At 48.7% G+C, this 13,582-nt stretch carries 11 protein-coding genes; 5 read left to right on the top strand and 6 right to left on the bottom strand.

The window, feature by feature from the left end; all coding sequences use genetic code 11:
- Window positions 1-208: 208 nt before the first annotated feature.
- A complete protein-coding gene (locus Pan241w_RS04940; RefSeq protein WP_145211823.1) occupies window positions 209-1,537 on the top strand; it encodes an HD-GYP domain-containing protein in 1,329 nt (442 codons plus the stop codon).
- A 46-nt stretch (window positions 1,538-1,583) separates the two neighbouring features.
- Here Pan241w_RS04940 and Pan241w_RS04935 read toward each other — a convergent pair whose 3' ends face one another.
- From Pan241w_RS04935 to Pan241w_RS04910, 6 genes are all read right to left on the bottom strand, one after another.
- The gene (locus tag Pan241w_RS04935; protein WP_145211819.1) at window positions 1,584-2,942 is read right to left on the bottom strand and encodes a glycerate kinase type-2 family protein; all 1,359 of its coding nucleotides are present in this window, start codon (window positions 2,940-2,942) and stop codon (window positions 1,584-1,586) included.
- 50 nt (window positions 2,943-2,992) lie between these two features.
- The gene (locus tag Pan241w_RS04930) at window positions 2,993-3,550 is read right to left on the bottom strand and encodes a nuclear transport factor 2 family protein (RefSeq protein ID WP_145211816.1); all 558 of its coding nucleotides are present in this window, start codon (window positions 3,548-3,550) and stop codon (window positions 2,993-2,995) included.
- A complete protein-coding gene (locus tag Pan241w_RS04925) occupies window positions 3,550-3,768 on the bottom strand; it encodes a hypothetical protein (RefSeq protein WP_145211813.1) in 219 nt (72 codons plus the stop codon). The genes Pan241w_RS04930 and Pan241w_RS04925 overlap by 1 nt, the downstream gene beginning before the upstream one ends.
- A gap of 363 nt (window positions 3,769-4,131) precedes the next feature.
- Window positions 4,132-4,773, bottom strand: a complete 642-nt coding sequence (locus Pan241w_RS04920) for an HAD family hydrolase (RefSeq protein ID WP_198000327.1) — start codon at window positions 4,771-4,773, stop codon at window positions 4,132-4,134.
- 27 nt (window positions 4,774-4,800) lie between these two features.
- Entirely contained in the window at window positions 4,801-5,112 is a 312-nt protein-coding gene (locus Pan241w_RS04915; protein WP_145211808.1) for a Rieske (2Fe-2S) protein, read from the bottom strand.
- Between the two features lie 146 nt (window positions 5,113-5,258).
- Window positions 5,259-6,239: a lysophospholipid acyltransferase family protein gene (locus Pan241w_RS04910; protein WP_232107357.1), complete on the bottom strand. Its 981-nt coding sequence runs from the start codon at window positions 6,237-6,239 to the stop codon at window positions 5,259-5,261.
- Between the two features lie 270 nt (window positions 6,240-6,509).
- On the opposite strand from Pan241w_RS04910, the gene Pan241w_RS04905 reads away from it, so the two are divergent.
- The 4 genes from Pan241w_RS04905 (at window position 6,510) to Pan241w_RS04890 (ending at window position 13,582) form a co-directional block, all read left to right on the top strand.
- A complete protein-coding gene (locus Pan241w_RS04905; protein WP_145211805.1) occupies window positions 6,510-6,914 on the top strand; it encodes a hypothetical protein in 405 nt (134 codons plus the stop codon).
- A 155-nt stretch (window positions 6,915-7,069) separates the two neighbouring features.
- Window positions 7,070-9,883 (top strand): multiheme c-type cytochrome, encoded by a 2,814-nt coding sequence (locus tag Pan241w_RS04900; protein WP_145211802.1) that lies wholly within the window; start codon window positions 7,070-7,072, stop codon window positions 9,881-9,883.
- Between the two features lie 65 nt (window positions 9,884-9,948).
- The gene (locus Pan241w_RS04895; protein WP_145211799.1) at window positions 9,949-11,859 is read left to right on the top strand and encodes a CRTAC1 family protein; all 1,911 of its coding nucleotides are present in this window, start codon (window positions 9,949-9,951) and stop codon (window positions 11,857-11,859) included.
- 424 nt (window positions 11,860-12,283) lie between these two features.
- The gene (locus Pan241w_RS04890; protein WP_145211796.1) at window positions 12,284-13,582 is read left to right on the top strand and encodes a DUF1501 domain-containing protein; all 1,299 of its coding nucleotides are present in this window, start codon (window positions 12,284-12,286) and stop codon (window positions 13,580-13,582) included.

Below are 13,582 nucleotides of genomic sequence, written 5' to 3'. Positions count from 1 at the left end.
AGTTGTGAACCGGGGCTATATCAGCCCCCAGTTCCTCTCAACGAGCTTTGCGTTTGTTCTAACGCATTACCTGACCTAGGTTTCATTAATCTCCTGTCTCCCTGATCGGCATTATGAATCTGATAAATTTGGACCATTGAGAAGTACTCTCAATTCCAGGTCCTCAAATTTCATTGCAGGTAATCAAAGAATATCGGCGTCTCAATTCATGGTTGCAAAATCAATCAATAAGAAGGCCAGTCCTTACTCATCTTTGGGTATTGACCGACTCCGCATAGGGGTCAAATTACAGGCTCCGATCTTTGATGCAGACAGTGAGAAGAATCTCCTGCTGTTGGCCAGCGGCAAAACCATCACCAAAGGAACTATTGAGAATTTAAAAAAGCGAGGCATTCGAAGTGTCCGGGTTCACGAACGGGACCTGCACAACTTGATGCTGGCCCCGGGTGAGAGCCAGGATTCTCAATCAGACTCTCCACAGGACATTCGGCGCAAACGACTCCAGTTAGCTTCCGCAATTTCGGCTGCCCAGAAGCAAGCTGCGTTGGAGACACAAAGAACCCATTCGCCGTGGCAAATCCAAACGAGTTCTTTTTTGCATGAAATCAGGCCAGTTCCCGTCGCGGGATACTCGAATCGATTGAAAACTAAATATCGAGAACAGTTCACAGTCCTGACGAAAATCACAGATGATATCTACAAACAATTGCTGCTCACAAAACGAATCAGTATGCCGCAGATTTACGATATCACCAGCATGTCCTTTTCACAGATGGCTCAGGACATGGATCTGTTTGTACTGGAAGGAATCGCTCCCATTGATAACGGGAACTTTTGCAGACATGGTTTGCAGATGTCGAGCCTGGCAATGGCGATTGGCACACAGCTGGGACTCAGCCGTGAAAACCTGACTCAACTTTCGATTGGCTGTCTGTTACATGATACAGGCATGAATAAAATCAATTACAAAGCCCTGATGAGTGAAACACCACTGAGTCCGATTGAAAGTCTGGAACTGAAAAAACACCCCATCATTACCTTCGATTTATTAAGTAAGGTACATGAAGTCCCGACGATTTCAAAACTCATCGCTTACCAGATCCATGAACGCTGCGATGGCTCAGGCTATCCTCGAGGTCAGAAAAACAATCAGATTCATCCACTCGCTAAAATTGCTGCTGTCGCCGATGAATTTATAGAACTGGTATCATCGCGGCCTAATAAAATGGGACTGCTTCCCTATCAGGCTGCCGAAAATCTTGTCTTTGACGCTTCACAGGGATTATTTGACCGGAATGCCGTGCGCGCACTACTGCAATCGATGTCGCTGTATCCGCTGGGCTCCCTCGTTGAACTCAACAATGGACAACGTGCGATTGTCGTTCGCACGAACCGGATTCATTATGACAATCCGATTGTCGAAATTCTGGATAAAGATGGCATGCCTCAATTAACGAACCTGTTGGATTATGATGACATGCATGTCGTCCGCGCAGTTTCGAATGAAGAAATGACAACCCCCATCTTCGCGATCTAAGCCAGTTCCAGTCTGAAGCGATTTGTTCCAGCCGAATAGAGCTGCTTTATTCCACTAAAGCCACTCTTAAATCCATGACATTTGTCTGGGTCGCTCCCGTTTTTAATAACCCACCAACCTGAGCAAGGCAGGGATAGGAATTGTGGTCGTTTAAAAAGAGACTGGGATCAATCTTTAGTGCGTGTGCACGTTGTAGAATTTGAGTATCAAGAATGCCGCCAGCGGCATCGGTGGGGCCGTCTTCCCCGTCTGTCCCTCCAGACAGAATACAGATGCCAGAAAGGTCTTCTTCCCATAGACGCTGCATTGCAGCCAGTACCACTTCCTGGTTCCGCCCTCCTTTGCCGGGGTTTTGTGTAGAAGACAAATCGACAATGGGCTCTCCCCCACTCAGGATACAGGCCGGCTTGGAAACAGAGCTTGCACCGTCTCGAATTTTAAGGCAGAGTTCTGCCAGTTCGACTCCGGTTCCAGACGCCGTCCCTTCATTTTCAGAGCCCAGCGAGACGATTTCATAACCTGCTTCCTCAGCCTCTTGCTTCGCGGCTTGGAGAGCGGTCGCGTTACTGCCTATAATCTGGTTGATGACTTTTGTCTGTCCCGATACTTCTTGTGTTGGTGCACTTGATTGTCCCGCCTCTAATACGCTCCAGACACTCTCAGGCACCTGTTGTGGATCAAACACAAAACGACGCAAGATTTCCAAGGCATCAGCTGGAGTGGATGAATCAACGACGGTTGGTCCTGAAGCAATAATATCCAGCGGATCACCGACAACGTCGGAGATAATCAAAGTAATCAATGTTCCACAGGTCGCTGCTGCAGCGAGCCGACCTCCTTTAACTTGCGAAATCTGTTTGCGTACACAGTTCAATTCCTGAATGGTCGCACCAGACGACATCAGTAACCGCGTGACTAATTGCTTGTCTTCCAGAGTGACCGGAGGCAAAGGTGCCGGTAATAACGCACTCCCCCCTCCTGAAATCAACACCAGGCAAATATCATCCGATTGTAAGCTGGAAATTTTTTGGAGAATTTGCCGGGAGCCATATACGCCTTCCGCAGTGGGTTCGTTCAAGCTCGCTGGTCGTGCGGGATAGAGGTGAATATGAGATAAAGGCCGTACACAATCTGCAGGTACATTCACCCAGCCGGAGGTGCGTTGTTCCAGCAATGAGCCATCCAAGGCAGCTTCAACACCCGCAGCCATACCGCTGCCCGCTTTTCCGGCTCCAACGACCAGCAGATTTTCATGTCCCTGCAGGGAAATCGAATGCCCACAGACAGTCAGCCGGTGATCGGTAATCTGAATAGCCTCACGAACAAGGGCTTCTGAATCGACGGCTTTGACACCTGCTTTCCAGATTTGCAATGCGCGTTCGGACGCAGAAGAAGCCTCAGACATTAATACCTCGCAAGAAAGAAATCGGCATGAACGAAAAAACGAGCAACTCGTCAGGGATCGACCTTGTCCGGTGATGATTCCTCGACAGTTGTATTTAACGAACGTGCGAGTTCTTTTGCAAGGACGCGTCCCTGCACTTCTTCCGGGGGAACGTTTTCTTTGATTAATTTTTCCCGATAGCGCTGATCTTCCTGGTCGTACCAGAGCGGGTCGACCTTTGCCTGTGTGATCGCATCAATTTTCCAGACACCGGTCTGACTTTTGACTAAATGAATATCCGGCTTGATGGCATATCCATTTTTCTGAATCTGAATACTGACCTGGGCTTTATCGCCCGCTAATTTGACGTCAAGAATTCGATAGTTGAGAGGCGCAGAACTGTCTTGTGAGTCCTGTTTCAATTTCTTAGCCAGATCCGCTTTTTCAGGTGTAAGCAGACCGCGAATTTGCTTTTCATTCCCTGTTTCCAGAGCCTGCACAAACTCAAGCGAAATCTGCTTCACCTGATAATGTTCATAAACCCGCTGTGCTCCCAGAATGACCAGATACAGCCCCACCAGAACCAGTGCGGTAATCAGGAATTTTTGAGACAGAGGCCGCGTGACCATCAGGCGCCCGGACGAAGATGGCTATAGGCAGTTAAGATGGCGTAAAGATCAGAGGGAATTTTTACTTCGTCTTCTGAAAAATCAGAGACCCATGTGCGACGATAGTAGACTGCTTCTGCCAAAGCATCTGCAATTTCCCCAAAACGAACGTTGACAAGACTGTCATTCTGTTCGAGCGATTCTTCTTCACCTGTGAAAATTCGAAGTCGATGTTGCATGGAGGATCCTTCCTATATCGATCTCGTTGATTTTTGACTGACTGAATCCGCAGCCAGGCAGAGGCTTTTCCCTGCAAACAAAAATCATTAGACTAAAGCTGAACAAGTTAAATCATCGGAAAAAATCCGACTCAGTTATTAATATCGGCTTAATCAATTTGGCTTCTTGACTGAAAAGTTCAGTTTTTTTTGATTTTAGCGGCTGCAAGGTCTACCCGGTTTACCCACTCTAAAATCAGGTGTGTAAAAATTACCACCCAACCGGCGATTTTCGCGCATTCAAGCTGATCAGGGAATTTTCAAACAGCAATCTTTGCCGGGCCTTCACGCCTCCGGCAAAGTGCCGCTTTAGGAATGCGGCGATTAAAATCCCAGTAAGCCGGGAAGTTCATGCATGGAGCGAAACGTTTTGGCTCCGATTGCTTCGAGTTCCGCTGGTGAACTGTGGTCTGCATAACCGAGCACGGGAATCCCCGCAGCCACCGCCGCCTGCACTCCTAGATGACTGTCCTCAATCACCACACATTCTTCGGGTTGGACTCCCATCTGAGACGCCGCATAGAGATAGAGATCCGGCTCGGGTTTCCAGACTCCCAAAGTATAGGCAGAAAAAATACGCCCCTCAAAGAAGTGGAGCAGATCTGTAATCTTGAGAGTCAGAGCCATCTTTTCTTCCGGCCCATTAGAAGCAACACATTTGGTCACCGGAATGGACTCCAGTGCTTCACGGACTCCCTGAATCGCCTGCAGTTCGGTCTGAAACACTTCTGCCATCTGCGCTCGGACCTGAGTTGCGAAATCATCCGGCAATTTTTGCCCCATCTGATCTTCTACAACAGCCAGACAGTCGGCCAATTTTCCGCCTTTGAATTGCTGAACCGCCTGTGCGGGTGATAGCGGGAACCCGATCTCGCTGATCATTTCTGCCAACACACGGTTTCCCAGGGTCTCACTGTCAACCAGCACCCCATCACAATCAAAAATGACCGCTTTATATTTCGTCACGTAAACTGGCTCTCTCTTTATCAGAACTTACTCAGGGAGTTCGATGTAAATCCCATCTTCTTCTACAGAAACCGGAAATGTGGGATGGCACAGCCGATCATTCAGGCAATGTTTTCCTGTCGTCACATCAAACTGCCAACCATGCCAGGGGCAAGTGACGACAGTACCATTCAGGCTCCCCTCACCGAGCGGCCCCCCCGCATGCGGACAGACGCCGTCCATCGCATAATATTGCTGATCCACATGAAATAAAGCGATCACCCGATCTTCGGCGACAAACTCCCCCGCTGAACCTTCGGGAACTTCACTCGCATCCGCAATCCGTACTTTTTTCCCCATTTGCTCCTCCGGATGGTGTTTTCTCAGACCAGACGCCTGTCACCAGTGAACTCAATCAAACTGGTCGCTTCTCAGTCCGCTGGGTCTTTCTTAATGACACAGAACCTCTGTTTCAGGTTGTAATTCACTGGACCCTATGAATCAATTCAGGCTGCCTTTTTTTCCTGAAGCGGTTCTGGCTGGCGTTTCTTTTTCGCACGAACACGCGGTTCACTTTTCCAGCGACGATGAACCCAGAAATATTGTTCCGGAGATTTTCGCACCGCATTTTCCAGGGCTGTCGTAAACTGCTGTGTAATCTCACCCACCGGATCATTGGAAACACACTGAGTGGAATCGATCAACTGTTCACACCCCATTTCAAACTTCACCCACTGATTCTTTTCGAAATCATCAGGGAGCCTGCGAGCATAACCCACACAGATATACGCCCGATATTCCAGAGCCAGCAGCGCGATCGATTTGAAAGTGGAAGCCGGTTTACCAAAAAAGTTGACAAACAACCCCCGCTTGCCGGCATCCTGATCGCCGAGCAGCGCCAGATGTCCGCGGCGTTCAATTGTGGCGACCATATCATCGTAGCCGCCCTTTTTCGCCATTGCCCGATGTCCAGTATGCTGGCGGAATTTCTCAAACCATTCATTCAGAAACGGGTTATCCAGTTCACGAGCGACAACCCCCATGGGAAAACCAAACAGTCCAAAGACCGAGACAGCCACTTCCCAGTTCCCATAATGTCCGCTCAGCAGAATGACAGGTCTGCCGGAACATAAGGCGGTGATCAGTTCCGGTGGATAATCAAAATCCAACACGTCAAAGATATTCCCTCGGTGTAACTTTCGAGGCAACTGGATGATTTCGACAACCATCCGAAATAGATGCACCCACATACGGTAGATTGTTTGCTCAATTTCTTTCTCGGAAAGTTCTTCGCCAAACGCGGTCCGTAAATTTTCCGCAGCCACTTTATATCGGGTCAGCTTGCGAGGCAGGCAATAATGAATGATAAATGCCAGGCCTTTTGCCAACGCCACCGATTCTCTCATCGGTAAAGATCGCACGATGCAGACCAACGTACGGAATACCAGATATTCCAGTCGATACCGTGCCATTCGCCAATTGATCATGAATTGATTCCCCCAAGCTTCCCTGCTCTGTTTTCCGATTTCGCCTGAAATTTCGACGAAACGCGGTAAAAGTGTCTTCGGAATTGGAAAATTCGTCAACCCCCAATTGGGGGCACACTCCCGGCAACCTCAGCTCAATTCCCCGATAAAAACGGAACAAAATCAACAGGATCCATATTTTATGCTCGGATTTGAACAGATATCCGTATATATTTAATAGGAGAGTTCGCGTTTTGGGGTCATTTCTCGTTATTTCAATACAAAGTTTCTATGCCAAACCGACCGTGCCCACAATCTGCCATCCGTTTCCTGCTGTTTGCAGGTGCGATGTGCGTATGGAGTTTGTCGGCGGTCCAGACAGCGAATGCGACGTGCGGCGATTACCTCTCACATGCAGGTCAGCCGGACGATTCTGAAATGATCCTGCTGCATCGACCTGACCAGTCTCCTCAAAAGAGCCCCTGCTCGGGTCCTGACTGCCAGAACCACCAGCCAGATCCATCGCCGGAGTCTCCGCTGATTGTGATCACGCTGATGAAACCTGCCTGCTCTGGCTCATCAGAAATGATGATGCCTCGCACACCTGATTGCGGATCAACGGGTTCTCACCCTTTGCTGCTGACAAGTCCCTCTCGACAACGAATCGACCGTCCTCCACAAAGCGCCAGCTTCTGAAACGCGCTCGTCAACAGAAACATGGTTTCTGTCGTTTCATGAAACTTGCAGCGTGCATACTCCATTAATTTCTAGCATGCGCGTGCGCTTCTCTTTAGCGCAATGGATACTGCAAGTTTTGTCTCAAGCCATTTTGTGCAGGATCAATTGTCATCATGAGTTCCTCTGATTCCCCCGTGACAGAATCACGGCCGCGTCGTATCGTCCGCCGCGCTATCGGACCAAAATTGCGTAAGGTTTTCTATCTCCTGTTATTATTGGTTGCCCTCCTAGGTGCGAATTCGATCTATCTGGTCAGCATAACGGTGTACGACTGGTTGAGCGGCGAGACCCTGGAAAACTGGTTTTATCAATATATGTTTCTGGCACATTTGATTCTGGGGCTGGTGCTTCTGGCGCCGTTCATTCTGTTTGGCATTGTTCACATTTATAATACGAAGAATCGACTCAACCGCCGCGCGGTACGAGTTGGCTACGCGCTCTTTATTACATCCTGCCTGCTGCTGGTCTCCGGAATTTTATTATTACGGATTGGTTCATTCGACCTGAAAAATCCGACGGCACGTTCCATCACGTACTGGTGCCATGTGCTCTCCCCGCTATTTGCCCTCTGGTTGTATTGGTTGCATCGTCTCGTTGGTCCCAAAATTCACTGGAAGGGGGGCCTGTCTTATATGGGTGTGATTACCGCCATGGTAGTCGGCATGCTGATGTTTCATTCGGCTGATCCCCGTAAATGGAATGTGGTCGGTCCTGCCTCGGGTGAGAAATATTTCTTCCCGTCCCTGTCACGAACATCAACTGGTGATTTCATTCCCGCTCAAGCTTTGATGATGGACGACTACTGCCAGAAATGTCATCCCGACACTCACGCCGACTGGAAAAACAGCGTGCATCATTTCAGTTCCTTTAATAACCCCGCCTATCTGGCATCGGTCCGGGAAACGCGCAAAGTTTCATTAGAACGCGACGGAAATCTGCAGGCATCTCGCTTCTGTGCTGGCTGTCATGACCCGGTCCCCTTTTTTAGTGGCGCATTTGATGACCCCAACTTTGATGATATCAATCATATCACGTCTCAAGCAGGCATCACCTGCACGACCTGCCATGCCATTACTCACGTCAACAGCGTGCGCGGCAACAGTGATTACACAATAGAAGAACCGATTCATTATCCCTTCGCATATAGTGAGAACCCGTTTCTACAGTGGGTGAATAATCAACTGGTGAAAGCCAAACCTGCCTTCCACAAAAAAACGTTCTTAAAGGATTTGCACAAGTCCACCGAATTCTGTGGCACATGTCACAAAGTACATTTACCGGAAGAACTCAATCAATACAAATTCCTGCGCGGGCAGAACCATTACGATTCCTTTTTACTAAGCGGCGTTTCAGGACATGGAGCGCGGAGCTTTTATTATCCGCCTGTAGCACAGGAGAATTGCAACAAATGTCATATGCCTGCCAAACCTTCGAATGACTTTGGCGCCCGCCACTTCTATGACTCGAAGGAACTCAGCGTACACAATCATCTGTTTCCCTCAGCCAATACCGCAATTGCCGCATTACGAAATGATCCGGAAACTGTTGCCGCACATCAGAATTTTCTCAAAGATAACCTGCGCGTCGATTTCTTCGGCATCCGGGAAGCAGGCAGCATTGATGGAAAATTGATCGCCCCATTGCGACCGGAAGTCCCGACTTTAAAACCGGGAAATAAATACCTGCTGGAAACGGTGCTCCGTACCTTAAAAGTCGGACATCATTTCACACAGGGTACAGCTGACTCGAATGAAATCTGGCTGGATGTGACCGTCAAGAGCGGAGACCGAATCATTGGACGCAGCGGTTCGCGTGAAGAAGATGGCACTGTTGATCCCTGGTCTCACTTTGTGAACGCGTTTGTGATTGACCGCGACGGCAATCGCATTGCCCGACGCAATGCACAGGATATCTTCGTCGCTCTCTATAATAATCAGATGCCCCCCGGTGCTGGGCAGACGATCCATTATGAACTGAACCTACCGGACGACTTGACTGCTCCCGTGACGGTGGAAGCCAAGCTGCAGTATCGAAAATTCGATACGCACTACATGCAGTTTATCGCGGAATCTCTCGAATCCAAAGGGCAGGAACTCTCCTGGAAGAAAAAGGGGGTTCCCTACATCAATACGCTGCCCATTACAACGATTGCCTCTGATACGATTACCTTTCCTGTGGAAGGAGTCACAGCCGACATCAAAAACAAAACGGTTGAAATTCCCGAATGGCAACGTTGGAATGATTACGGCATTGGACTGTTCTTGAAAGGCAAAGCGGAACTGAGACAGGCCGCTGAAGCATTTGAGCAAGTGGATCAACTGGGCCGCTATGATGGTTCCTTGAATCTGGCACGTGTTTATTTCCGTGAAGGTCGCTTACAAGACGCTGTTGAGATTTTACAAAAAGCAGCTTCGTTTACCGATCCTCCCGCTCCTCCCTGGACACTGGCCTGGTTGAGTGGCAAGGTGAATCAACAACAGGGACACCTGAAAGAAGCCGAACGCAACTTCCGTAGTGTTCTGGAAGACCAGACCGAAGAACGCACCCGCCGCGGCTTTGATTTCAGCAAAGATTACGTGGTCATTAATGACCTGGGGCAAAACCTGTTTGATCAAGCCAAGCGATTCCGTACCAAAGAAAATCGGGATCAGCGCGATCAGCTTCTGAATCAGGCTGTTAAACAGTTTCAAAAGACCCTGGTACTCGACCCGGAAAATGTCACCGCGCATTACAGCCTGTCATTGATTTATGACCAACTGGATCAAACCGAACTTTCTGAACAGCATCGACAGCTGCATCAGAAATATAAAGTGGATGATACAGCCCGCGGACTCTCTGAACGGAAGGCTCGTGAGAAATATCCCGCAGCCAATCATGCTGCCGAGCACCCGGTGATTTATTCATTGAACCGGACGATCAAACCATAACAACTCGACCTTTCCTGGCAATTCAGGTCGGGAACGTCATAAGACTATATACGAAGGACAATACAATGGCAGATCAAAACAGTGCCAACCTTGATCCGAATCTGGAAGAAGAGACAGAGCAAAACGATGAATCCATCGGACGTGCTTTTTGGTATTCTTTGGCCGTCATGCTGGTCTTTGCAATAGTGGGAGGAACTTTCTTCCTGTTAAGTCAGCTTCGCCAGCCGGAAAACATCGTTAAGGAAACTCCTTTAGCGCTACCGACAGAACGGGAAGTCGAAGAACTCACACTTCCCAAGATTCCGTTTACCGATATCACGAAAGCGGCTGGGATCGACTTCGTTCATCATAACGGGGCAGCTGGTGAAAAGCTGCTGCCGGAAACAATGGGAGGCGGAGCCGCGTTTTTAGATTATGACAATGACGGGGATCAGGACCTGTTGCTGGTAGGTTCTAATGACTGGCCCTGGAGCCAGCCACAGAAAAAAGACAGCACACACTCCTCACTGGCATTATATCAAAATGACGGGACCGGAAAATTCAAAGATGTCACAGACGAAATGGGCTTGAACGTTTCGTTGTACGGCATGGGGATCGCCTGTGGTGACTATAACAACGATGGCCGCGTTGATCTGTTTATCTCCGCACTGGGAACCAATCGCTTATTCAAAAATGAAGGAACACGCTTCACTGACGTCACAATGCAAGCTGGCGTTGGTGGCCCCGCGCAACTCTGGAGCACCAGTTGCGGCTGGTTTGATTATGACCGTGACGGAGATTTGGATTTACTCGTCTGTAATTATGTGGAATGGACGCGTGACTTTGACCGCGCGCAGAACTTCACGCTCAAAGGAGGTATCCGCGCATACGGTCGTCCGCAAAACTTCAATGGCGTTCCCCCCCTGCTCTACCAGAACCAGGGAAATGGCACCTTCAATGAAGTTTCCGAGCAGGCCGGCCTGAGAATATTCACCCCCGGAACGGGAGTACCGTTAGCAAAATCGCTGGGATTGAATTTCTACGATTTTGATCAGGATGGCTATCTCGATATCTTCATCACCAATGATACCGTTCAGAACTTTCTATTTCACAATCAACAGAATGGCATATTTACAGAAACAGCGGCGATTTCAGGAGTCGCCTTTGATATGAATGGGAATGCACGCGGGGCGATGGGAATCGACATCGCCCCGTTCCGAAATGATGAGACGCTGGGAATCGCCATCGGCAACTTTGCCAATGAAATGACGGCCCTCTATACGTCGCCCGGAAAAGAGATGCAGTTTATCGATGAAGCTGTCTCAAACGGACTTGGCCCCCAAACACGACTGGCTTTAACGTTCGGCGTTTTCTTCTTTGATGCCGACTTGGATGGACGACTTGACCTGTTTGCAGCAAACGGTCACCTGGAAGAAGATATTAATATCGTGCAGGAACGGCAGCATTACGAACAGGAACCGCAACTGTTCTGGAACTGCGGCGCACAACATGCGACCGAGTTCCTGCCTTTAGGAGAATCGCTGGTCGGTTCAGATTTTGTCCGCCCCCTGGTCGGCCGCGGCGCAACATTCGGTGATATTGACGGTGACGGCGATTTGGATCTATTGATCATGTCCACTGGAAAAACGCCGCGACTCTTACGAAACGATCAACAAACGGGCCACCATTGGGTTCGTTTCCAGCTCACAAGTGATCCTACCAAAGGAAACAAAGGTTCTATACTAGCCTCCAACCATGATGCACTGGGGGCTCAGATTCAAATCGAAACGCAGTCGGGTGTACAAAGTCGACTGGTGATGCCGACCCGCAGCTATCTGTCACAAACTGAACTCCCTGTTACCTTTGGGTTAGGTGACGAAACAGAAATCGCATCTGTTCACATCAAATGGCCTTCGGGAAAGACAGCCAAATGGGACAATCTGAAATCGGATCAGTTGTATCAGATTTCAGAGCAAAAAGGGCTTGTTGAAAAATAAAAACATCCTGTTTTACCGATGTTACTATTTTCGTTGAGTTAGTAGAAATGACTAAGAATTCCTTGACAGACTCACATCAATCGAGTTTGATGTATCGTGCTTTAAAGTAGCCCGAGAAGTCATGGTTTCTAAAATTGTCCTTGAATTACTGAGTGAAGATTTGGCATAATACGTAACAGGTGGTTTTAACCGATTCCTCCCCCCACTGGATTAATGTGTTAGAATTAGAAAGCATTACCAGAATCGCCTACTGATTAAACTCTGATGTGACTAGTGAAGATCAGAGCCATCCGCCAGATAAACTGGCTATAGTCCAACCTGAGATGATGAGTGCTCAAACCAAAATAATAAGTGTTAAGCCTCTGGCCTGAAAAAGCCATATACCAAACACAATTTATCCCCACCTTGAAATGGAGATTTCACTATGAGCTTGAAACAATCGCGTCGCGACTTTTTGCATGTTGGCTTTGCGGGCGGAATCGGGCTGACTCTGCCTCAGTTTCTGCGTATGAAAAGCGCACAGGCAGAATTGAAACACTACGAAAGCAAAGAAGGAACTGCGAAGTCAGTTATTTTCATCTACCTGCCAGGTGGGGCTGCACATCAGGAAACATGGGATCCGAAACCTTACGCTCCGATTGAATACAGAGGTCCCATGAACTCAATCGAGACCAATATCTCTGGAGTTCGGTTGAATGAAAAGCTGGTCAAGACAGCTAAGCTGATGGATAAATTGACCATCTGCCGTTCCATGTCCCACGGCGAAGCGGCTCACGAACGGGGAACACATAACATGTTCACCGGATATCGTCCCAGCCCTGCTCTGCAGTTCCCCAGCATGGGAAGTGTAGTCACTCATGAGTTTGGCCCTAAGAATAACATGCCACAATATGTATGTATTCCAAATCAGCCGAACGAATTCGCTGGTACAGGCTACCTGAGTTCATCCTTTGCTCCCTTCAGTGTCGGATCAGATCCTGCATCGAATGGCTTCAAAGTGCGTGACTTGAATTTGCCTGGTGGTGTTGACACCAATCGATTTACTCGTCGTCGGTCTTTGCTGGATTCGGTCAACGAGTACTTTGTTTCCAAAGAAAAATCAGATTCTCTGGATGCGGTCGATACCTTCTACAAACAGGCCTATGACATGGTCTCGTCTAAAGCGTCTCAGGAAGCCTTCGATCTGAATAAAGAAGATGCGAAGGTGCGTGATGCTTATGGTCGAAACCAGGCTGGTGCCCGTATGCTGTTATCACGACGTCTCGTCGAAGCAGGTGCCCGCTTTGTCACCATGACATATGGCGGTTGGGATATGCACGACAGAATCCAAACTGGAATCGACAGAAACCTGCCTTCATTCGACCAGGCTTTCTCCACACTGATCTCAGACCTGAGTGATCGGGGGCTCTTGAAGAGCACTCTGGTTTGTGTCTGTAGTGAATTTGGACGAACACCAAAAATCAACGCGACTGCCGGCCGGGACCACTGGCCGAAAGTCTTCAGTGTTGTAATGGCCGGTGGTGGAGTCAAAGGAGGACACATTTATGGTTCCTCTGACGCCATCGCTTCTGAACCAGAAGACAATCCACTTTCCGTCATGGACTGGGCCACAACCATTTACCATTGTCTGGGAATTGTTTCTGACAAAGAACTGATGGCACCCGGTGATCGACCCATCGAAATTGTCAATGGTGGGAAAGTCATAAAAGACCTGCTTGCTTAA

The sequence above is a fragment of the Gimesia alba genome, assembly GCF_007744675.1.
Lineage (GTDB): Bacteria > Planctomycetota > Planctomycetia > Planctomycetales > Planctomycetaceae > Gimesia > Gimesia alba.
The sequence above is the reverse complement of the archived record's forward strand: the minus strand, read 5'-3'. Positions and strand labels throughout refer to the sequence as shown.